We start from the raw sequence: 21407 nt of genomic DNA, 5'->3' as shown, positions 1-21407 counted from the left end.
TTCTCACAAGGCTAGATCCTCAGGTGTGAATGTCATCTTGAATGAACGATACGGAGCGAAATCACTCGGCTTCATTCCCTGCATTTCTGTCAAACGTCCAATATTCTTCACCGCTGCAACAGCCGAGGCGTCAAACGGACCGTCGCCACTGGACCTGGACACGCTGACCGAAGTCACCGTACCGTCCGGCAACATGCCGATTTGCAATACGACCGTCATGCCTTTGCGTGCCGAAGGTGGACGAGCCCAGCCTTCCGCTGCACGCGCACGAATCAGGTCATCGAAGCTGCCGGCGACTTCGTCGCCCTGCTCATCGGCCAAGGCCTGCTGACGCTGCGGCGTGTCGGAAAGCAAATCTGCCAAGGCCTGGGCCTTTTTGTCTTCGGCGGATTTACGCGCCGCGTCCTGCGATTTCTTCTTCGCAGCATCGGCAGCAGCTTTCTTCTTCGCTTCCTCGGCGACTTTCTTCTTCGCCTCTTCAGCTTCAGCTTTCTTCTTGGCGTCTTCCGCGGCTTTCTTCTTCGCGTCTTCGACAATCTTTTTCTTGGCTTCTTCAGCGGCCGCTTTCTTGGCCTCTTCTTCAGCAGCCTTCTTGGCTTCTTCTTCGGCTTTCTTCTTGGCTATATCAGCCAATTGTTTCTCTTCTGCCTTCTTGGCTTCCGCGGTTTTCTTCGCATCGTCGGCTTTCTTGGCTTCATCAGCCTTTTTCGCCTCGTCCGCTTTCTTCGCCTCGTCGGCCTTCTTGGCTTCTTCGGCCTTTTGAGCCGCCTCTTCTTTCTTTTGTTCCGCAGCCTTCACCGCTTCCTGCTCGACCTTTTTCTGCTCCATCTGCTCGACTTCGGTCTGACGCGCAGCAGATTTCTGCGCCTCACCGGCAATCTTCTGATTGGTCTGGGTGGTCGCCCGACTTTTCGATTTCAGCTGGTACAAGGTCGCCTGGACAATCGGCTTGGCCGGCGGCAGTTCCGGGGTAAAGGCAAAGCTGACGAACAGCATGCCGAACACCAGCACATGCAAGCCAATCGCCCAGACACTAGGCCAGAAGTAGCTTTCCGAGGCGGACGGCTCTCGCTGTTGCTGCATCAGGGCGCCTCGGTAATCAAGCCAACATTACCGACCCCGGCTTTCTGCAACCCGCCCATGGCGCCCATGACGGAGCCGTAATCGACACTCTTGTCGCCGCGAATGAAGACCTGGGTACGCTTGCCGCCTTCGTTGCCGACGCGAATGATCTTGGTCACCGCGTCAGTCATCTGCGGCAGGGTCATGGCCCGATCCTGCTGCTTTTCGGTGTCGACTTCGCTGCCAAGGTTCCAGTAGTAGGTCTTGTCGGATTTGATGGAAATGGTCAGGACCTGGGTGTTGTTGTCCTGCGGCAAGGCTTCGCTGGAAACCTTGGGCAGATCAACTTTCACGCCCTGATTGAGCATCGGCGCGGTCACCATGAAGATGACCAGCAGCACCAACATCACGTCGATGTAAGGCACCACGTTCATCTCGGCGACCGGCTTGCGCTTTTTGCGAGCTCGAGCGATTAAAGCCATTGGAAATTACCTGCTTATTCTTCGCTGGTGTGCACTTTGCGGTGCAGGATCGCCTGGAACTCGTCGGCGAAGGTGTAGTAGCGGCCCAGCAAGGTTTCGCTGCGAGCAGCAAAACGGTTGTAAGCGATAACGGCTGGAATGGCAGCGAACAGACCGATCGCCGTGGCGATCAGTGCTTCGGCGATACCCGGGGCCACAGTGGCCAGGGTCGCTTGCTGGGCAGTCGCCAGACCACGGAAGGAGTTCATGATCCCCCAGACGGTACCGAACAGACCGATGTACGGGCTGACGGAACCGACAGTGGCCAGGAAGGGCAGGCTCTGCTCGAGCTTTTCTTCTTCGCGGGAAATGGCGACGCGCATGGCACGGGCCACACCTTCCATGACTGCTTCCGGATCAACGCCCGACTGCTGGCGCAGACGGGAGAATTCCTTGAAACCGGCACGGAAGATTTGCTCGACGCCCGAGTCAGGGTCCGGGTTGCTGCCAGCCTGACGGTACAGCTTGGACAGGTCGATACCCGACCAGAAGCGCTCTTCAAAGCTCTCCAGGGCACGTCGACCGGCGCGCAGCAGGTTGCTGCGCTGAAAGATCATGATCCACGAGGTCACCGATGCGGCTACCAGGATCAGCATTACCAGTTGCACCACGATACTGGCATTGCTGACCAGGCTCCACATGGAGGAATGGTCGACGACGTTAGCTTCCACGCTTTATCTCCTGCTTTGAGTGTGTACCCGCGCCGCTCACGTCGGCAAAGGCCGCTCGTAGAGCTTCGGGAATGGCCCGGGGTTTCAAACTTTCAGTGCGCACACAGGCCACCAGAAACTGCCCTTCGCAGAGCAGTGCATTATCCGTTGCCCGCCTGACCTGCTGCTTGAAGCGCAGGCTGGCACGGTTCAATTCGATTACTTCAGCGCTTACCAGCAGTTCGTCATCCAGTCGCGCCGGCGCGTGGTAGCGCGCTTCGCTGGAATGCACGACGAACAACAGGTCCTCCCCTGCCAGCTGCGATTGGGCAAAGCCCAGATCTCGTAGCCGCTCGGTTCGAGCCCGTTCCATAAACTTGAGGTAATTAACGTAATACACGATGCCCCCCGCATCGGTGTCCTCGTAATAAACGCGACAGCGATGTGCGAAAGGCTCAAGCCCGTTTTGCGCGCGCATACTCTAGTGCTTACTCCTCAGGTTGCCAATCCGGCATGGCAACTGTTTTTCATTGTTCTGTGGCTTTCACGTGAAAGTACGGTCCTGGGACCCTACATTGCCCGAAAAAATCAGCACGCAATGTTAATTAATCGTCAGCAGCGTCGAGAAACTCGTCTGCCACGGGCATTTCGCCCAATCGTGACGGAATGTTTAAACCGAAATGCAGGTAGGCATGCCGCGTCACCACCCGCCCCCGAGGCGTGCGCATGATGTAACCCTGCTGGATCAGGTAAGGCTCCAGCACGTCTTCAATGGTGTGACGCTCTTCGCTGATGGCGGCGGCCAGGCTGTCGACCCCGACTGGCCCACCGTCGAACTTCTCGATCATGGTCAACAACAGACGCCGGTCCTGGTGATCGAAACCACGTTCGTCGACGTCCAGCAGATTCAGCGCCAGGTCGGCAATCGGCTTGGTGATATGCCCCTTGGCGCGAACTTCGGCGAAATCGCGCACCCGGCGCAGCAGCCTGTTGGCGATCCGCGGGGTGCCACGGGCACGGCGGGCGATTTCGAAGGCGCCTTCCGGGTCCAGCGGCAAACCGAGGATGCTCGCCGAACGACTGACAATCGTCGACAGGTCGGCGGTATTGTAGAACTCAAGACGCTGGACGATACCGAAACGGTCACGCAACGGATTGGTGAGCATCCCCGCCCGCGTTGTTGCGCCCACCAGGGTGAACGGCGGCAGATCCAGCTTGATCGAACGCGCGGCCGGGCCCTCACCAATCATGATGTCGAGCTGGAAATCCTCCATGGCCGGGTACAGCACTTCTTCAACGATGGGCGACAGGCGATGGATTTCGTCGATAAACAGCACATCGTGAGGCTCAAGGTTGGTCAACAGCGCCGCCAGGTCACCGGGGCGCTCCAGCACCGGCCCCGAGGTGCTCTTGATCGATACGCCCATTTCCTGGGCGATGATGTTGGCAAGGGTGGTCTTGCCCAAGCCCGGCGGCCCGAAGATCAGCGTGTGATCCAGGGATTCGTTACGACCGCGAGCGGCTTGAATGAACAACTCCATCTGCTCGCGAACGGTCGGCTGGCCAATGTATTCGGCCAGGCTGACTGGGCGAATCGCCCGGTCCTGGACTTCTTCGCGCTCACGCGGACTGTGCGCGGCAGCGATCAGACGATCAGCTTCAATCACTTAGATCATTCCCTTCAAGGCGCGGCGGATCATGTCTTCGCTGCTCAAACCTTTCTCTTTGATTGCAGAAATCGCCTTGCTGGCTTCCTGCGGCTTGTAGCCCAGGGAAATCAGCGCGCTGACCGCGTCGTTTTCAGCAGTGTTCACCGGGGCCGGCCCATCCGGCTGGTTCGGCACCAGGGCGAACATGGCCGGTACGGTTTCCCAGGCCTTGAAGCGATCCTTGAGCTCCACCAGCAAGCGTTCGGCGGTTTTCTTGCCGACACCCGGGACCTTGGTCAGCGCCGACGTGTCCTGGGACTGTACGCAACGAACCAGTTCGTCGACTTCCAGGCTCGACATCAAGGCCAGCGCCAGTTTCGGCCCGACACCATTGAGGCGGATCAACTCGCGAAAAAAGTCGCGCTCACGCTTGCCGACAAAACCATAGAGCAACTGTGCGTCTTCGCGCACGACCAAATGGGTGTGCAAGGTCAGCGGCTCACCGACCGACGGTAAGCGGTAAAGGGTCGTCATGGGCACTTCGAGTTCATAGCCCAGGCCATTTACATCCAGAATCAGATGCGGAGGCTGCTTCTCAGCCAGGGTGCCGCGCAAACGTCCAATCACGTTACAAATCCTTGAGCGTTGGCCAGCTCTGGGCCAGCGACTGATAGAGCGAGGGAATGCCGCCGACAACCCAGGCGAAACGCCCCCACTCCATAAAAATGATTGCTGATGCTATCAGAGACGCAGGCGCCCGCCACGACTGCGTGCAGCTCCCAGGCCATGGGGCAGCAGGCTGGAACGGGTATGAGCATGGCAGATGGCAATGGCCAGGGCGTCCGAGGCATCGATCTGCGGCTTGCTGGTGAGCTTGAGCATGTGCATGACCATCATTTGCACCTGCTCCTTGTTGGCCGCACCGGTGCCCACGACCGCCTGCTTGACCTGGGTTGCGGTGTATTCGGCAATTTCCAGGCTTTCCTCGGCACCTGCCACGATCGCGGCGCCACGGGCCTGCCCCAGTTTCAGGGCGGAATCGGCGTTACGGGCCATGAACACCTTTTCGATCCCCATGGTCACCGGATGGTAAGTCTGAATGATCTCCCGCACCCCGCGATAGACAATCTGCAGTCGCTCATGCAGCTCGCCGGCGCCGGTGCGGATACAACCGGAGGCGACGTACTCACAGCCACGGCCGGTATCACGAACCACACCGTAACCGGTGATGCGCGAACCGGGGTCGATACCAAGAATTAAAGTCATAACGCCTGCGGAGTCAGTAAAGGCACGAATTTCAATACAGCAAATAACCACTGTGRGAGCTGGCTTGCCAGCGACGACGGAGTGTCAGGCACCATCATTGTTCAATGTGCCGACGCCATCGCTGGCAAGCCAGCTCCCACAGTGGATCTTAGTTGCCCTTAACCGAGCTGTGCGGCCACCGACTCCGGAATCTCCGCGTTGGAATAGACGTTTTGCACGTCGTCCAGATCTTCGAGCATATCGATCAGCTTGAGGACTTTCTCGGCGCCTTCCAGATCGAGTTCGGCGCTGGTGGTCGGCAACATGACGATTTCCGCGTCATCACCTTTGAAACCCGCCGCTTCCAGTGCGTTACGCACGGAATAGAACCCGGCAAACGAGGTGAAAACGTCGATAGAACCGTCTTCGTTGGTCACCACGTCATCAGCGTCGGCTTCCATGGCCGCTTCCATCAGTGCATCTTCGTCAACGCCGGCCGTGAAGGAGATCTGCCCCTTGCGTTCGAACAGATAGGCTACCGAACCATCAGTCCCGAGGTTGCCACCGCACTTGCTGAACGCGTGACGAACGGCGGCTGCGGTGCGATTACGGTTGTCGGTCATGCATTCGACCATCACCGCCACGCCGCCCGGACCGTAACCTTCGTAGGTCAACTCGACCACGTCGTCCGTGTCGGCAGCGCCGGTACCGCGGGCGACAGCACGATCGATGATGTCGCGACTCATGTTGGCACCCAGGGCCTTGTCCAGAGCCAGGCGCAGACGCGGGTTGGAGCCAGGATCACCACCACCCTGACGGGCAGCGACGGTCAGCTCACGAATCCACTTGGTGAAGATCTTGCCCCTCTTGGCATCCTGACGTTCTTTGCGGTGCTTGATATTCGCCCACTTGGAATGACCTGCCATAACTCGCTCCGAATTCTCTTTGAAACATTGCCCGCTGCGCTGCATCGCGCCGGCCGACAAACAATAGTCTTGAACAGCTCTAACTATAAAGAAAGGGCGCATCCGCAGATGCGCCCTTCAGGTCAACCTTACTCGGCCTTAGGCGTTTCACGCAGACGAATGTGCAGCTCGCGCAATGCCTTGGCATCCACCTGGCCCGGCGCCTGGGTCATGACATCCGCCGCGCTCTGGGTTTTCGGGAAGGCGATCACTTCACGGATCGACTGGGCGCCGGTCATCAGCATCACCAGACGGTCCAGACCGAAGGCCAGGCCACCGTGCGGCGGCGCGCCGTATTTCAGGGCGTCGAGCAGGAAGCCGAATTTCTCTTCCTGTTCCGCTTCGTTGATGCCCAGCAGACGGAACACCGACTGTTGCATTTCTTTACGGTGGATACGGATCGAACCGCCACCCAGTTCGGTACCGTTCAACACCATGTCGTAGGCACGGGACAGAGCGCCAGCCGGGTTGGCTTCCAGCTCTTGCGGGGTGCACTTCGGTGCGGTGAACGGGTGGTGCAAGGCGGTGAAGCTGCCGTCATCGTTTTCTTCGAACATCGGGAAGTCGACGACCCACATTGGCGCCCACTTGCAGGTCAGCAGGTCCAGGTCGTGGCCCAGTTTGATCCGCAGCGCGCCCAGGGCTTCGCTGACGATCTTCGCCTTGTCGGCACCGAAGAACACGATGTCGCCGTCGACCGCACCGACGCGATCGAGGATCACGTTGAGGTTGGCCTCAGGGATGTTTTTCACGATCGGCGATTGCAGGCCTTCAACACCGGCAGCGCGCTCGTTGACCTTGATGTACGCCAGGCCCTTGGCACCGTAGATGCCGACGAATTTGGTGTAATCGTCGATCTGCTTGCGCGGCATGCTCGCCCCGCCAGGTACGCGCAAGGCGGCGATGCGGCATTTCGGGTCGTTGGCCGGGCCGCTGAACACCTTGAAGTCGACTTCCTTGAGCTGATCGGCCACGTCCACCAGTTCCAAAGGGTTACGCAGGTCTGGCTTGTCGGAACCGTAGCGGCGCATGGCTTCTTCGAAGGTCATGTGCGGGAAATCGCCGAATTCCAGATCCAGCACTTCCTTGAACAGGTTGCGGATCATTTGCTCGGTCAGACCCATGATCTCTTTTTCATCGAGGAAGCTGGTCTCGATGTCGATCTGGGTGAATTCCGGCTGACGGTCGGCCCGCAGGTCTTCGTCACGGAAGCACTTGGCGATCTGGTAGTAGCGGTCGAAGCCGGCCACCATCAGCAGTTGCTTGAACAGCTGCGGCGATTGCGGCAGGGCGAAGAACGAACCGGCATGAGTACGGCTCGGCACCAGGTAGTCGCGCGCGCCTTCCGGGGTGGCACGGGTCAGGATCGGCGTCTCGACGTCGAGGAAGCCGTTCTCGTCCAGGAAGCGGCGGATGCTGGTGGTCATGCGCGAACGCAGACGCAGCTTCTCGGCCATTTCCGGGCGACGCAGGTCGAGGAAGCGATAGCGCAGGCGGGTTTCTTCGCCGACGTCGGAGAACTCGTTCAACGGGAACGGCGGGGTTTCCGATTCGTTCAGCACTTCCAGCTCGTAACCCAAGACTTCGATCATGCCCGACGCCATGTTGGCGTTGGTCGCACCGGCCGGACGCAGGCGAACCTTGCCGGTGATCTTGACGACGTACTCGCTGCGCACGCGATCGGCTGCGGCGAAGGTTTCAGCGCGGTCCGGATCGAACACGACCTGGGCCAGACCATCACGATCACGGATATCGAGGAAAATCACCCCACCGTGGTCACGGCGACGATGGACCCATCCGCAAAGGGTAATTTCCTGGCCGTCCAGGCTTTCGTTCAGTTGGCCGCAATAATGGCTGCGCATCATGGTCGTGGTTTCACTTCTCGTAATTCGAAATTCGGTGGAGATCCTACAGCAGCCCCGCCTTTAAAAAAGTCGCCGGGTGATGCAAGAGCACGCGTGTCGTTCAACTCAGGTTCCAGACCTTAGTCAGCTTTGTCGCCGCCGGCCAGGTTCTTCTTGGAACCGGTCTTGAAATCGGTTTCGTACCAACCCGTGCCGCTGAGGCGGAAGCCAGGCATGGACAGTAACTTTTTAAGCTCCGGCGCCTGACAGGCAGGGCAGTCGACCAGCGGTGCATCGCTGATCTTTTGAATGGCTTCCAACTGATGACCACAGGAAGCACATTGATAATCGTACATCGGCATGGAGGTTGTCTCGGCGATCAGATTGCTACCGCATACGCAGGGTTTTGCGGCAAAGAGCGGGATTATATCCATTAAATGCGGCCTGTGCAGCCGTAAGACTGCACAGACCGACACTCTGCTGCTTTCGCCGCCCTGGGCTAGGCCGTGACGGTGCAACCCCCTTCCTTGAGACTGTGCACAACACAGACAACCCGCACCAATCCACTGAAGTTCTTTACCCCACCGTGACGCAAGTGAACTTCGCGATCCACGTGAGATAACAGACTACTGACCGAGCAACCATTGGCCCGGGCCATCTCTCCCAAAATATCCCAATAAACCTGTTCAAGCCGCAAACAGGTGGCGAAGCCATTCAATCGCACCGAGCGGGACAAGGGCTGGGCCAGCCCCATATCGAACTCACGAACAAACGGATCGACCCTTACATCCCTGTGCGAACCGTATCGCCCCTCTTCTTGCCGTTCATAAACCATAACGCTGACACTCCTTTGCCATCCTGGTTTCGTTAAAAGCAACTGTCTGTCGACATATAAAAACGCAGGCGCAGAGGCATAGCCAGACGAATTCCTGACCTTCGACGTAGGACAAGCCAACAACTCTTGGCAGATACTGGAGAACGTCCTACTCCGGACAATTTCCCACGCAGCGAAGTGACGCCCCCTTCAGAAGCACAGGATTGAATGGCGTAGGAAAGAAGAGCGCGAACACTAAGAAACACCCACTGAAAGATTTAGCCAATCGGTCGATGCGGCCGATTGAATCCCCCCCTAAAGGTGATGAGCTTCATCCAGCAGGCGCCCAACCGCTCTAGCAAGCCTGCCGCCGTATCGCAGCCTCTAACTTCGACCAATCTGCGGCAAATCGCCTCAAACGAGCCGCCGGACGCCCTGATTTGAGTAGCCTGCGGCTTTGCTGTTAAATAGACGGCGTGTCGCCAGTGTCTATTTTTTCCGGGCACGGCGCATAGGCTGATACCGGGTACGTGTCCAACGCCTCTTTATTATCTTGAAGCGAACCGTGCGCCATCAGCTCTTCCTTGTGAACTGTCTTAACGTGAGTTAATCAAAATGTTGAAAATCGTCCATCTGTTGATAGGCGCAGCGGCCTTGCTGCTGTCCTTCATCCCTAGCCTGCAATCCGAAGCCTTACCTTACCTGCAACAATCCGACGCACTGTACCTGGCCTTTTTCGGCCTGCTCAACCTTACACTTGCGCCTGTCATCCCTTACTGGAACAAAGGCCCGCGCCACCAACTGCAAAACCTGGTCAGCGCCTTGCTGGTTCTGAGCGTGGTCCTGCAAACCCTGACGCTGATCGCACCGATGCCCGTTATCGCCGGTCAACCCGCCGTACTGTTCAGCCTGGTCGCAGCCCTGATCGCTGTTGCCCTGCACTTGGGCATCTGCTTCTACAAATCGTCACCGGCCGCCGCCTCGCCAAGCTACGACATGAGCAACCGCGATACCGGCACCGTCAAGTGGTTCAACACATCCAAAGGCTTCGGCTTCATCTCCCGCGACTCCGGTGACGATATCTTCGTCCACTTCCGGGCCATTCGCGGTGAAGGCCACCGTGTCCTGGTCGAAGGCCAGCGCGTGGAGTTCTCCGTCATGAATCGTGACAAGGGCCTGCAAGCCGAAGATGTGATCGCCGCACTGCCGCGCCGCTGACTCAAGGCTAAAAAAAACCGCGCACAGCCGAGCTGTCCGCGGTTTTTTTATGCCTGCGCGTTGATTAATAGTGCGGCGGCGGCGCTTCCTCTTCGAACGACTCGAACTGGCCGACCATTTCCTCCTGCCGCTTGAGCAGCGCAGCCATTTGCAGCTGTAGACGCTCGACCACCCGCTGCTGCGCCACCAGCACATCATTCAATGCCTGGATGGTGTCATCCTGAAAGGCCAGGCGGCTTTCAAGCTCGGTAACGCGTTCTTCCAGGCTCATGGTTCAGCCCTCCAGAAACGTAAAATCATCGGTCAAAATCAGGCGCAAACGTTCGCGAATAGCGGCGATCTGCTCCGGGTTGTAGGGTTTTGCCGGATGCTTACCCCAAACCGGCGCTGGCCAGGCGGCATCTTCGCGCTTGCGCACAATCACATGCATATGCAACTGACTTACAACGTTGCCCAGCGCCGCAACATTCAATTTGTCCGCGTCGAACGAGTCCTTGAGCACTTGCGAAAGCACAGTTGTTTCCTGCCAAAGCTGTTGCTGATCTGCGACATCCAACTGAAATATCTCGCTGATAGCCTCGCGACGAGGTACCAGGATGAACCAGGGATAGTTCGAATCGTTGGACAGCAGCAACCGGCAGAGCGGAAAGTCCCCGATCGGTAACGTATCTTGTTGAAGTCGTGGATCTAAAGCGAACACTGTGCGCACTCCCGCCGGATCATCATTTTTCAGCTTAGCGCTCATCCTGACGGGACGGCGCGCCAAACGACCGGACGGCAGCATACCTGCGAACGGCGCATGCTTCACGACGAACCTTGCACAGAGGTCACGAGCGCCTGCGAAAAGCTGACACCCGCCCCCGAATGAGACATTTTTCGCCGCCGCGCACCACTACAGAACCGATCAGCCGGCAAAAAACGCCGAAATGACTGATTCGCAACGAAGAGTTCACGCCAGACAAGCGGTCAACAGGAATGAATTCAGCACAAGGCTAAAAATTTTTTGCACCAAAACCGCACAGTAGGTCTACGCTGAGTGCTTCGACATCCGCCATTTACTCACTGGTGGGGTGAACCGGTAACATTTTTGTTTGTAAGGCAGTCGACCAGAAGGGTGCAACAGGATGCCAGGCAAGGCGTCAAGCCCAAACCAAACGCGCTTGCCCCCCGGTTTTATGAGGTTTTTACAGCGTCAGACAGTCAAATTTAAAAAAACTGCAAAAAAATCAATTTTGTGCACGCTTGTTGCATTCATACCCAACATCACCTGATGTGACACCCGCTGGAAGTGGGGGTTTTCAGGCAAAAAATACAGTGGCAAGGTAGCCCGATGGAGATTCAAACGTTTCACCAGGACTCTTTTTACCGGCGCCAAGGCTCGGAAAACAGCATTAAAGTTGTCAGCCCGGTTGCGCTGGAGCTGGAAATTTGCGACATCTAGCACGCTATTTGCGACAGGGTCGTAAAGAAGGCGAAAGGTTAGATACGCAAGTATCGCCAACATTGTCGGCGTGATATAAGTTTGCGCCGACACAAAAAGAAAGAGCCGCCCAGATAATAAATCAGGTGGGACGGCAGTACTCTTCTAAAACCAAAGGAGCAAATCACGATGCGCGTGATGAAGTGGAGCATGATCGCACTGGCAGTTGCAGCAGCAGCCAGTACTCAGTTGGCAGTAGCCGCACCTTTCGTAAGCGACCAGGCCGAAGCCAAAGGTTTCGTTGAAGACAGCAAACTCGACTTGCTGGTTCGCAACTACTACTACAACCGTAACAAGAAAAACGGCCAAGTCGATGACAAAGACTGGACCCAGGGCATCCAGGGCATGTACAGCTCGGGCTACACCCAAGGTCTGATCGGTGTTGGCGTTGAAGCCTGGGGCCAACTGGCCATTAAGCTGGACGGTTCCGACAAATATGCAGGTTCCGGCAACATGTCCGTGGACTCTGACGGCGAAGTCAACAACAGCCAGGGCAAAGCCGGCGCTGCCGCCAAGTTCCGCATCTCCAAGACCGAGCTGAAAATCGGCGACATGCAGCCAAGCACTTCTCCGGTGTTCGCTGTAGGCGGTTCCCGTATCCTTCACCAAACTGCCAGCGGTATCCAACTGCAGAGCAGCGAAGTTACTGACCTCGACCTCGAAGCCGGTCACTTCTACTCGGCAACCAGCCAGGACCGCAACGCTCGTGACGGCGAACTGTTCGCTACTTACGCTGGCGTGACAGCTAACTCCATCGACTACTTCGGTGGCAAGTACGGCATTACCCCGGACCTGAGCGTATCGCTTTACGGTGCCAAGCTCGAAGACGTCTGGAACCAGTACTACGCCAACGCGAACTACACCCTCGCACTGGGCGGCGACAACTCGATCAACTTCGACGGTAACATCTACAACACCAAGGATACCGGTAACGCTAAAGCAGGCGACATCAGCAACACCGCCTACTCCCTGGCTGCTGCTTACTCGTTCCTGAAAGCGCACACACTGACCCTGGCCTTCCAGAAGGTCAACGGCGACACCCCGTTCGACTACATCGGTGTGGGTGACAACAACCGTGGTGGCGACTCGATTTTCCTCGCCAACTCCATTCAGTACTCTGACTTCAACGCCCCTGGCGAGAAGTCGGTACAAGCCCGTTACGACCTGAAAATGGCCGAGTACGGCGTACCTGGCCTGAGCTTCATGGTCCGTTACGTGAATGGTTGGAACATCGACGGTACCAACACTCCATCGAACAGCACCTACACCGGTCTGTACGGTGCAGACGGCAAACACCACGAAACCAACGTGGAAGCCAAGTACGTCATTCAATCCGGCCCAGCCAAGGATCTGTCGTTCCGCATCCGTCAAGCATGGCACACCGCCAATGCTGACGAAGGCGAAGGCGATATCTCTGAGTTCCGCCTGATCACCGACTACCCACTCAACATTCTGTAATCGCAGAAAGTTAGTTTGCGGTAATCAAAAAAAGGCCCATCTTCGGATGGGCCTTTTTCGTTGTCTGCTGTACAACATTTAACCAAACAGACTCTGCAGTACATGCCTGACCAAGAAGTCAGGCACTAACCGCACACCCCTTACTGCGCAGCAGATTCCTGAACCACGCGAATAACCCGCTGCGGAAATGGAATATCGATGCCGGCCTCTCTCAGACGATCACGGGACAGTTCGTTGAACATGAACATCACATCCCAATAATCCGCCGTCTTCACCCAGACACGCAGGGAAACAGTGATAGAACTGTCACCCAATGTCGATATGACTGCCTGAGGTGCCGGGTCAATCAATACACGCGGATCCTTGGCCAGTTCCAGCAACACTTCTCGGGCTTTCTGCAAGTCCGCTTCGTAATCAACGCCTACATCAAACACGACCTTACGGGTCGGCTGACGATTGGTGTTGGTGATAATGCCGTTCGACAGATTGCCGTTAGGCACGATGATGGTTTTGTTGTCGCCAGTACGCAGCACAGTGTGGAAAATCTGAATGCTGTCGACGGTACCAGCAACACCCTGTGCTTCAATCCAGTCACCGATGCGAAATGGACGGAACAACAGAATCAGCACGCCACCTGCGAAGTTCGCCAGGCTGCCCTGCAACGCCAGACCAATGGCCAGACCCGCCGCACCAATTGCCGCAACGAACGACGTGGTTTCCACCCCGATCATCGAGGCCACGCTGACGATCAGCAAGATCTTGAGGATGATGTTCGCCAGGCTGCTGATAAAGCCTTGCAGCGCCAGGTCGGCATTACGCAATGCAATCAGGCCGCCGAGCTTTTTCGTGACCTTGTTGATCAGCCACCAGCCAATGGCCAGGGTAATGACCGCCAGCAGTACACGGCTGCCGTATTCCATGATCATCGGGATCCAGGTTTGGGATACCTTGACCAGATTGTCTACCTCGGCATTTAAGTCCATCTACTCTCTCCTGTTTTCCGGCTACCCGGCATGCGTAAAAAAGCGGCAGAAAGATCGAACCGCGACGGGCTCAACCGTTTCTGCCGTTGCTTGGGCCTCCGACGTTGCAAACGCCAGGAGGTTCCCGCGTTCAAGATCAGTCGCGGAAGTTGTTGAACTGCAGCGGCATACCGAATTCCTTGGCCCGCAGCACTGCAATGGCTTCCTGCAGGTCATCACGCTTTTTGCCGGTAATACGAACCTGCTCGCCCTGAATGGCCGCCTGGACCTTGAGCTTGGCGTCTTTGACATGGGCGACGATTTTCTTCGCCAGTTCCTTGTCGATACCTTCCTTGAGGACGGCTTCCTGCTTCATCAGCTTGCCCGACGCGAACGCGTCCTTGACTTCAAGGCACTGCACGTCGATTTTGCGCTTGACCAGCGCCAGCTTGAGGATCTCAATCATCGCTTCGAGCTGAAAATCCGCTTCCGCGGTCAGGTTGACGGTCAGGTCTTTTTCCTTGAACTCGAAGCTGCCTTTGCCTTTCAGGTCATAACGACGATCGAGTTCCTTGACGGCGTTCTCGACCGCGTTGGTGACTTCGTGTTTGTCCAGTTCGGATACCACGTCGAACGACGGCATGTAATCTCTCCAAATTTAAAGGCGCACTGATGGAGCACGCCTGGCTTGCGGTTAAAATCCGCGCTGATTATAACGGGTCTTTCCCATCATTCACTGTGAGCTGCCGATGCACGCCTTAAACAGAGCAAAAAGCTGATGTCTACCACCTGGCATGTTCTGGGCGCCGGCAGCCTCGGCACTTTATGGGCGACACGTCTGGCGCGGGCTGGAGTGCCGGTCAGGCTGGTCCTGCGGGACGCCGCGAGGCTGCAGGCCTATGAGGCGGCCGGTGGATTGACACTGGTGGAACACGGCGAGGCGCGACACTATGCCGTGCCCGCCGAGACAGCCGGCAGCACCCAACCGATCAACCGCCTGCTGGTGGCGTGCAAGGCCTACGATACCGAAAGCGCGGTGGCCCGACTGGCGCCACGCCTGGCCCCGGGTGCCGAACTGATCCTGCTGCAAAATGGCCTGGGCAGTCAGGATGCAGTGGCGGCACAGGTACCTCAGGCACGCTGCATCTATGCGTCGAGCACCGAAGGCGCCTTCCGCGATGGCGATTGGCGCGTGGTGTTTGCCGGGCATGGTTTCACCTGGCTGGGGGATGCAAGCCATCCGGTTGCGCCGATCTGGCTCGATGACCTGAGCACTGCCGGCATCCCCCACGAGTGGAGCACCGAAATCCTGACCAGGTTGTGGCGCAAACTCGCCCTTAACTGTGCGATCAATCCGCTGACGGTGCTGCACGATTGCCGCAACGGCGGTTTGCAGCAACATCACTGCGAAGTCGCTACTCTGTGCGGCGAACTGGTGGAGTTGCTAGAGCGTTGTGGTCAGCCGGCAGCGGCCGAAAACCTGCAGCAGGAAGTCGAACGGGTGATTCACGCCACCGCAGCCAACTACTCCTCGATGCATCAGGACGTCACAAGCCAGCGCCGCACAGAAATCAGCTACCTGCTGGGCTACGCCTGCAAAGTGGCCGGGCGTCATCAATTGAACCTGCCTCATCTCAATCAGCTTGAGTCAAGGTTGATCGCTCGCCTGCAAAGCCTTGGATTGCCCAGCGACTGAGCAGCGGCTACGCTGGCCACTTGTTCCTTTTCAGCGATGAACCCGATGCCATTGCGCCAGCGTCTTGAAAACCTGCCTGTCGGCCAGAAACTGCTGGCCGCCCTGCTAGTCCTGTTGACCACCGTCCTGCTGGTCGCCAACCTGACCTTTATCAGCGCCGCGTACTACATTTCCCAGGAAAGCATGGCGCCTCAGGCCCTGCAGACCATCGGCCGGCTGGTATCCAACCCGAGCCTGACCTCCGAAGCCCTCGATTCGCCGCAAAGCGCTGAGCGCCTGCTAAACGAACTCAATAGCTATTCGCCGTTGCGCGCGGCAGTCCTGTATGACGGAAAAGGCGAGCAATTGGCGCAATTGCAGCATGGCGACAAACTGGAGTTGCCGAAACGGTTCCGGCATATCGAAGACTGGCAGGTTACCGAGTTCCGCAGCAACCAGGTCATTACCCTGCCCCGCCCCGGAGCTGCACCGGGGCATTTGCTGTTGGTCGCCAGCAGTGAACTGCCAGTGGCGTTCTATACCGGGACCCTGACGGCCAGTCTGGGGATTCTGATTTTCAGTGTGCTGCTCTGGCTGGTCATCGCCCGTCAAATCAAGCGCCTGATTACCCGGCCGATCCACCAACTCGAAGAGCTGTCCCGGCAKGTAACCCGTGAAGAAAACTACTCACTGCGTGCTTCACGAGGAAACCACGATGAAATCGGCAGCCTCGCCGAGGCGTTCAACACCATGCTTTCGCGAATCGAGGCCCGGGAGCAGCAACTCAAGCGGGCCCGGGACGACTCCCAGGCAGCCTACGACCAGGCCCAGGGGCTGGCGGAAGAAACCCGGCACACCAACCGCAAACTGGAGCTTGAAGTCCAGGTGCGCAGCAAGATCGAGAAAAAGCTTACCGGCTTCCAGAACTACCTCAACAGCATCATCGACTCCATGCCGTCGGCGCTGATCGCCCTCGACGAACAGCTCTACGTGACGCAGTGGAACCAGGAAGCCAGCGCACTTTCCGGCACGCGCCTCGACGAAGCCCTGAACCAGCCCATCTTCCTCGCCTTCGAACCGCTCAAGCCGTTCTTGCCACAACTCAAGCAAACGGTCGAGCAGCATACGGTGGCCAAAATCGAACGTGTCACCTGGCTCAAGGATGACGAGCCCCGCCACTATGCCCTGACCTTTTATCCATTGATGGGCGGCGCCGGGCGTGGCGTGGTGATCCGGATCGACGACATCACTCAGCGCCTGTCCCTGGAAGAGATGATGGTGCAGTCGGAGAAAATGCTTTCTGTGGGTGGTCTTGCCGCCGGCATGGCCCACGAAATCAACAACCCGCTGGGTGCGATCCTGCACAACGTGCAAAACATTCGCCGACGCCTGTCCCCCGATCTGCCGAAGAACCTTGAAGTGGCCGAACAGGCCGGCATCGAACTGACGGCGGTCAATCAGTATCTGCAACTTCGCGATGTGCCGAAGTTGCTCGACGGCATCCAGCAGGCCGGTGCCCGGGCCGCCAAAATCGTCACCCACATGCTCAGCTTCAGCCGTCGCAGCACCCGCCAGATGGCTCCGTGCGATTTGCCCGCCCTGATCGACCAGGCGGTGGAGATCGCCAGTAACGACTTCGATCTGGCGATCGGCTTCGATTTCAAGGGCCAGGCCATCATTCGCCAGTTCGATCCGGCGCTGGGCCCGGTCCCCGGCACCGCCAACGAACTGGAGCAGGTACTGCTCAACCTGTTGAAAAACGCCGCGCAAGCCATTCACCAGCGTGAAGACGGCAGCGAGCCGGGACGGATCATTTTGCGCACCAGGCTGAATCCGCCGTGGGCGGAAATTCAGGTCGAAGACAATGGCATCGGCATGAGCGAGAGCGTACGCAAACGGACCTTCGAACCGTTCTTCACCACCAAGGAGATCGGCCAGGGCACCGGACTTGGGCTGTCGGTGTCGTACTTCATCATCACCAACAACCACAAGGGGCAGATGGAAGTGCAATCGACCCCGGGCCAAGGCACGTGCTTCACCTTGCGCCTGCCCCTGGCGAGCACGCCACCTGTCTCGCAACAACTCAATCTGCTATCGAGGTAACCATGGGCTTTCGTTTGTCGAAGATTTACACCCGCACTGGCGACAAAGGCGAGACCGGGCTGGGCGATGGCCGTCGCGTACCCAAGGATCACCCGCGGATCGAGGCCATTGGCGAAGTCGATACGCTGAACAGTCAGGTGGGCGTGTTGCTGGCCGGATTGGCGGCGCAAACGCACGCCATTGCAGGCTTTCAGGAAGTGATCGATGTTTTGGCGCCTTGCCAGCACCGATTGTTCGACCTCGGTGGCGAACTGGCGATGCCGGTGTATCAGGCGTTGAATGCAGCGGAAATCGAACGCCTGGAAGCCGCGATCGATGTGTGGAATGAAGAGTTGGGACCGCTGGAAAACTTCATTTTGCCCGGCGGTTCGGCGCTGATTGCCCAGGCCCATGTCTGCCGCAGCCTGGCGCGCAGCGCAGAGCGGCGGTGTCAGCAACTCAATGCGATTGAGCCGTTGGCCGGGGTTGGCCTGGCGTATATCAATCGGTTGTCGGATCTGTTGTTTGTTGCGGCGCGGCTGATTGCCAAGCGTCAGGGAATTGCCGAGATTCTTTGGCAGCCTGCGGCGAAACCTGAGGTTTAGCCGGTGCCTGTCAGGCCCTCATCGCGAGCAAGCTCGCTCCCACAAGTTTTGTGAGCGCCACAAATCCACTGTGGGAGCGAGCTTGCTCGCGATGAGGCCAGTAGGCTCGCTAAAGAATTAACTCTCAGGCCAAAACGCCCGAATCCCCGCGACACCTTGCGCACCAGCTTCCCAGGCTTGCTGAAGCTGCGCCGGGCCAACACCTCCGAGCAGGAACACCGGCTTGCTGAAGCCATCGATCAAGCTCGACGCCTGCTCCCAACCCAACGGCCCGGCGCCTGGGTGAGTCAGGGTAGGTTGAACCGGCGACAGGGTCACAAAGTCCACCCCCATCTGTTCGGCCAGCGCCAGCTCTTCAGCGTTATGGCACGAGGCCGCCAGCCAGCGCGACGCTGGGAGCGGTCGGCCAGCCGCTGCGTATTTGCGCAGCTGCGCCGAGGTAATGTGCCAACCCGCGGACGGGAAGTCGCCCAGCCATTCGAACGGCCCTTTGATCATCAACTGCGCCTTGCCGGCACACAGGCCCACCGCATCGACAGCCAGGTCGCGATATTTCGGATCGTAACCGTTCGGTGCACGCAACTGGATCAGCTTGATGCCGCCGGCAATGGCCTTCTGAATACCACGCAGCAACGCGGGGGTTTCCAGGTCTTGCGGCGTGATCAGGTACTGAGCGGGTAATTTCGCGGCCGCGACGATCGGCTGATTGGCCTCCGGGAACTCGTAATTCGACAAATCACGAGGTGTAACCCAGGCCAGCGGTTGTCCCTCGGCACCGTGGGGCTCGCCGGTAAACGCCGAAACCTCCCAGACATCCAGCAACACCTGTTTGTCCGGGTAATCGTGCCGAATCTTGATCAGCGGGCGCGCCGCGCCGACCACGATGCCCAGCTCTTCATGGAGTTCGCGGGCCAGTGCGGTTTCGACCGACTCGCCGGCCTCGACCTTGCCCCCGGGAAACTCCCACAGGCCGCCCTGGTGCTGTGCGTCGGCACGACGGGCGATGAGGATTTGGCCACTGCCATCGCGGATGACGGCGGCGGCGACATGGACTCGTTTCACTTTTGCAACTCCTCCAGTCCGGCCTTCTGCCAGGCCTTGAACGCCGGCCATTGGTAGAGGGTTTCGACGTAGGCCTCGTCTATGGCAGACAGTTTCACCTGATAGGTGCGCAGGCGCACGGCAATCGGTGCAAAGAACACGTCAGCCAGACTGATATGACCAAACAGGTACGGCCCGGTTTCTGTCGCGGCGGCACGGCACTCGGCCCACAGCGCCGACATGCGTTCGATGTCGACCTGAACCTCAGCCGGAACCGGCGACAAAGGGGCGTCATGGCTCAGGTCAAATGGCATATTGCCGCGCATGGCGAAGAACCCGCTGTGCATCTGCGCACACGCCGAACGCGCCTGAGCACGGGCGGCGATGTCTTTCGGCCAGAGGCTTGCGGACGGGAACTGTTCTGCCAGGTATTCGGCAATCGCCAGGGAATCGGCGATGGTACCGTGTTCGGTTTTCAGCAGCGGGACCTTGCCAGTCGGCGAATGCTTGAGCAGACGCTCGCGGGTGTCCGGCTGGTTCAGCTTGATCAGTTCTTCGGTGTAGGCCGCGCCGGTCAGGTCGAGAGCCAGGGCGCCGCGCAGGGACCAGGAAGAAAGCAGTTTGTCGCCGATGATCAGGTGCAGGCTCATGTTCGGGACCTTTTGATGGGGGGACAGGCCAGTCTAGCTAGCGACTGACAGACCGCCATCGCGAGCAAGCTCGCTCCCACAGTGGTGAAGGTGAAACACAAAGAGTGTGAGCACCAAAAATCCCTGTGGGAGCGAGCTTGCTCGCGATAGCAGCGACTCGATCTAACGAGAGATCAAGTACGGTACTCGGCGTTGATCTTCACATATTCGTGGGACAGGTCGGTGGTCCAGATGGTTTCGCTGCAATCGCCACGACCCAACTCGATGCGGATGGTGATTTCTTCCTGCTGCATCACCGCCGCGCCCTGGGCTTCGGTGTAGGTCGCCGCGCGCGCGCCACGGCTGGCAATGCACACTTCGCCAAGGAATACGTCGATCTTGCTCACATCCAGGTTCGGAACGCCGGCACGGCCGACAGCGGCCAGGATACGTCCCCAGTTCGGGTCGGACGCAAACAATGCAGTCTTGATCAGCGGCGAGTGAGCCACGGTGTAACCGACGTCCAGGCACTCCTGGTGATTGCCGCCGCCATTGACTTCAACAGTCACGAACTTGGTCGCGCCTTCGCCGTCACGCACGATGGCCTGGGCCACGTCCATGCACACTTCGAACACCGCCTGCTTCAACTTGGCGAACAACTCGCCTTCGGCGCGGGTGATTTCCGGCAACGCCGCCTGACCCGTGGCGATCAGCATGCAGCAGTCATTGGTCGACGTATCACCATCGATGGTGATGCGGTTGAACGATTTGTTGGCGCCATCCAGCATCAGGTTTTGCAACACGTCGCGGGAAACCTTGGCGTCAGTGGCGATGTAGCCGAGCATGGTCGCCATGTTCGGGCGAATCATGCCGGCGCCTTTGCTGATACCGGTAACGGTGACGGTCACACCGTCGTGCTGGAACTGACGGCTGGCACCTTTTGGCAGGGTGTCAGTCGTCATGATGCCGGTGGCGGCAGCTTCCCAGTTGTGGATCGACAGATCATCAAGGGCAGCTTGCAGCGCACCTTCGATTTTCTCCACTGGCAACGGCTCGCCGATCACACCGGTGGAGTACGGCAGCACCTGGCTGGCATCGACGCCGGTCAATTCGGCCAGTTTCGCGCAAGTGCGCTCGGCCGCGGCCAGGCCTGGTTCGCCGGTGCCGGCGTTGGCATTGCCTGTGTTGGTCAGCAGGTAGCGCACAGGACCTTGTACGCGTTGCTTGGCCAGGATCACCGGCGCGGCGCAAAAGGCGTTCAAGGTGAACACGCCGGCAACCGTGGAGCCTTCAACACAGCGCATGACCACAACATCCTTGCGCCCCGGGCGCTTGATGCCGGCCGAGGCGATACCGAGTTCAAAACCGGCAACCGGGTGCAACGTTGGCAAAGGACCAAGACCAACAGCCATGAATGCGCTCCTTTATAAATGATGTCAGCACCGTTTCAGCAGAACGGTGGTTCGAATGGTAAAACGCCGCGACGGCAGAAGCCGGTCGCGGCGCG

At 58.4% G+C, this 21407-nt stretch carries 24 protein-coding genes; 5 read left to right on the top strand and 19 right to left on the bottom strand.

The window, feature by feature from the left end; translation table 11 throughout:
- Positions 1 to 3: 3 nt before the first annotated feature.
- From tolA to AC1DRN_RS14840, 11 genes are all read right to left on the bottom strand, one after another.
- Positions 4 to 1083 carry a cell envelope integrity protein TolA gene (tolA, locus tag AC1DRN_RS14890; RefSeq protein ID WP_223459484.1) on the bottom strand — a complete coding sequence of 360 codons (1080 nt, stop codon included), beginning with the start codon at positions 1081 to 1083 and terminating at the stop codon, positions 4 to 6.
- Complete coding sequence (gene tolR, locus AC1DRN_RS14885; RefSeq protein ID WP_162135951.1) at positions 1083 to 1535, bottom strand: protein TolR; 453 nt, start codon at positions 1533 to 1535, stop codon at positions 1083 to 1085. Before tolR ends, tolA begins: the two co-directional genes overlap by 1 nt.
- Positions 1536 to 1558: 23 nt before the next feature.
- Positions 1559 to 2254: a protein TolQ gene (gene tolQ, locus AC1DRN_RS14880; RefSeq protein ID WP_007897030.1), complete on the bottom strand. Its 696-nt coding sequence runs from the start codon at positions 2252 to 2254 to the stop codon at positions 1559 to 1561.
- Positions 2244 to 2711, bottom strand: a complete 468-nt coding sequence (gene ybgC, locus AC1DRN_RS14875; RefSeq protein WP_057713518.1) for a tol-pal system-associated acyl-CoA thioesterase — start codon at positions 2709 to 2711, stop codon at positions 2244 to 2246. The genes tolQ and ybgC overlap by 11 nt, the downstream gene beginning before the upstream one ends.
- A gap of 127 nt (positions 2712 to 2838) precedes the next feature.
- Positions 2839 to 3900: a Holliday junction branch migration DNA helicase RuvB gene (gene ruvB / locus AC1DRN_RS14870; RefSeq protein WP_223459487.1), complete on the bottom strand. Its 1062-nt coding sequence runs from the start codon at positions 3898 to 3900 to the stop codon at positions 2839 to 2841.
- Positions 3901 to 4509: a Holliday junction branch migration protein RuvA gene (gene ruvA, locus AC1DRN_RS14865; protein ID WP_056852661.1), complete on the bottom strand. Its 609-nt coding sequence runs from the start codon at positions 4507 to 4509 to the stop codon at positions 3901 to 3903. It lies immediately after the preceding gene.
- 114 nt (positions 4510 to 4623) lie between these two features.
- Positions 4624 to 5148 (bottom strand): crossover junction endodeoxyribonuclease RuvC, encoded by a 525-nt coding sequence (gene ruvC, locus AC1DRN_RS14860; RefSeq protein WP_008015799.1) that lies wholly within the window; start codon positions 5146 to 5148, stop codon positions 4624 to 4626.
- 158 nt (positions 5149 to 5306) lie between these two features.
- Positions 5307 to 6053 carry a YebC/PmpR family DNA-binding transcriptional regulator gene (locus tag AC1DRN_RS14855; protein WP_223459489.1) on the bottom strand — a complete coding sequence of 249 codons (747 nt, stop codon included), beginning with the start codon at positions 6051 to 6053 and terminating at the stop codon, positions 5307 to 5309.
- 128 nt (positions 6054 to 6181) lie between these two features.
- Positions 6182 to 7957: an aspartate--tRNA ligase gene (aspS, locus tag AC1DRN_RS14850; protein WP_108215097.1), complete on the bottom strand. Its 1776-nt coding sequence runs from the start codon at positions 7955 to 7957 to the stop codon at positions 6182 to 6184.
- Positions 7958 to 8076: 119 nt separating this feature from the next.
- A complete protein-coding gene (locus AC1DRN_RS14845; protein ID WP_032829812.1) occupies positions 8077 to 8298 on the bottom strand; it encodes an FmdB family zinc ribbon protein in 222 nt (73 codons plus the stop codon).
- Positions 8299 to 8435: 137 nt separating this feature from the next.
- Positions 8436 to 8771 (bottom strand): ribbon-helix-helix domain-containing protein, encoded by a 336-nt coding sequence (locus AC1DRN_RS14840; RefSeq protein ID WP_223459491.1) that lies wholly within the window; start codon positions 8769 to 8771, stop codon positions 8436 to 8438.
- 594 nt (positions 8772 to 9365) lie between these two features.
- On the opposite strand from AC1DRN_RS14840, the gene AC1DRN_RS14835 reads away from it, so the two are divergent.
- Complete coding sequence (locus AC1DRN_RS14835; RefSeq protein WP_317851116.1) at positions 9366 to 9968, top strand: cold-shock protein; 603 nt, start codon at positions 9366 to 9368, stop codon at positions 9966 to 9968.
- A 64-nt stretch (positions 9969 to 10032) separates the two neighbouring features.
- On the opposite strand, the gene AC1DRN_RS14830 is transcribed toward AC1DRN_RS14835, so the two are convergent.
- From AC1DRN_RS14830 to AC1DRN_RS14820, 3 genes are all read right to left on the bottom strand, one after another.
- Positions 10033 to 10239, bottom strand: coding sequence for a SlyX family protein (locus AC1DRN_RS14830; RefSeq protein WP_008052459.1), 207 nt, complete (start codon positions 10237 to 10239; stop codon positions 10033 to 10035).
- A 3-nt stretch (positions 10240 to 10242) separates the two neighbouring features.
- Positions 10243 to 10668 (bottom strand): HIT domain-containing protein, encoded by a 426-nt coding sequence (locus AC1DRN_RS14825; protein WP_223459530.1) that lies wholly within the window; start codon positions 10666 to 10668, stop codon positions 10243 to 10245.
- Between the two features lie 492 nt (positions 10669 to 11160).
- The gene (locus AC1DRN_RS14820; RefSeq protein WP_223459493.1) at positions 11161 to 11502 is read right to left on the bottom strand and encodes a hypothetical protein; all 342 of its coding nucleotides are present in this window, start codon (positions 11500 to 11502) and stop codon (positions 11161 to 11163) included.
- Positions 11503 to 11577: 75 nt separating this feature from the next.
- Here AC1DRN_RS14820 and AC1DRN_RS14815 point away from each other — a divergent pair, with 75 nt between their 5' ends.
- Complete coding sequence (locus AC1DRN_RS14815) at positions 11578 to 12906, top strand: OprD family porin (protein WP_223459495.1); 1329 nt, start codon at positions 11578 to 11580, stop codon at positions 12904 to 12906.
- Positions 12907 to 13046: 140 nt separating this feature from the next.
- Here AC1DRN_RS14815 and AC1DRN_RS14810 read toward each other — a convergent pair whose 3' ends face one another.
- Complete coding sequence (locus AC1DRN_RS14810; RefSeq protein WP_223459497.1) at positions 13047 to 13889, bottom strand: mechanosensitive ion channel family protein; 843 nt, start codon at positions 13887 to 13889, stop codon at positions 13047 to 13049.
- A 136-nt stretch (positions 13890 to 14025) separates the two neighbouring features.
- Positions 14026 to 14511 carry a YajQ family cyclic di-GMP-binding protein gene (locus AC1DRN_RS14805; protein WP_007977344.1) on the bottom strand — a complete coding sequence of 162 codons (486 nt, stop codon included), beginning with the start codon at positions 14509 to 14511 and terminating at the stop codon, positions 14026 to 14028.
- 135 nt (positions 14512 to 14646) lie between these two features.
- On the opposite strand from AC1DRN_RS14805, the gene AC1DRN_RS14800 reads away from it, so the two are divergent.
- Genes AC1DRN_RS14800 through AC1DRN_RS14790 form a run of 3 tightly spaced genes read left to right on the top strand, consistent with a single transcriptional unit; the run spans position 14647 to position 18230 of the window.
- On the top strand, positions 14647 to 15564 hold the full coding sequence (locus tag AC1DRN_RS14800) for a putative 2-dehydropantoate 2-reductase (protein WP_223459499.1): 918 nt from the start codon (positions 14647 to 14649) through the stop codon (positions 15562 to 15564).
- A gap of 45 nt (positions 15565 to 15609) precedes the next feature.
- Positions 15610 to 17646, top strand: a complete 2037-nt coding sequence (locus AC1DRN_RS14795) for a sensor histidine kinase (RefSeq protein WP_477786740.1) — start codon at positions 15610 to 15612, stop codon at positions 17644 to 17646.
- Between the two features lie 2 nt (positions 17647 to 17648).
- Positions 17649 to 18230 carry a cob(I)yrinic acid a,c-diamide adenosyltransferase gene (locus tag AC1DRN_RS14790; RefSeq protein ID WP_223459503.1) on the top strand — a complete coding sequence of 194 codons (582 nt, stop codon included), beginning with the start codon at positions 17649 to 17651 and terminating at the stop codon, positions 18228 to 18230.
- 117 nt (positions 18231 to 18347) lie between these two features.
- Here the strand turns inward: AC1DRN_RS14790 and AC1DRN_RS14785 are convergent, their stop codons facing one another.
- The 3 genes from AC1DRN_RS14785 to argJ form a co-directional block, all read right to left on the bottom strand.
- Positions 18348 to 19292 carry a Nudix family hydrolase gene (locus tag AC1DRN_RS14785; RefSeq protein ID WP_223459505.1) on the bottom strand — a complete coding sequence of 315 codons (945 nt, stop codon included), beginning with the start codon at positions 19290 to 19292 and terminating at the stop codon, positions 18348 to 18350.
- On the bottom strand, positions 19289 to 19921 hold the full coding sequence (locus tag AC1DRN_RS14780; RefSeq protein ID WP_223459507.1) for a glutathione S-transferase family protein: 633 nt from the start codon (positions 19919 to 19921) through the stop codon (positions 19289 to 19291). The genes AC1DRN_RS14785 and AC1DRN_RS14780 overlap by 4 nt, the downstream gene beginning before the upstream one ends.
- A 173-nt stretch (positions 19922 to 20094) precedes the next feature.
- Positions 20095 to 21312 carry a bifunctional glutamate N-acetyltransferase/amino-acid acetyltransferase ArgJ gene (gene argJ, locus AC1DRN_RS14775; protein ID WP_223459509.1) on the bottom strand — a complete coding sequence of 406 codons (1218 nt, stop codon included), beginning with the start codon at positions 21310 to 21312 and terminating at the stop codon, positions 20095 to 20097.
- Positions 21313 to 21407 lie beyond the last annotated feature (95 nt).

It is taken from the genome of Pseudomonas sp. P5_B3 (genome assembly GCF_056400405.1).
Note: the sequence above shows the minus strand (reverse complement) of the source record. Positions and strands in the feature narration are given on the sequence as shown.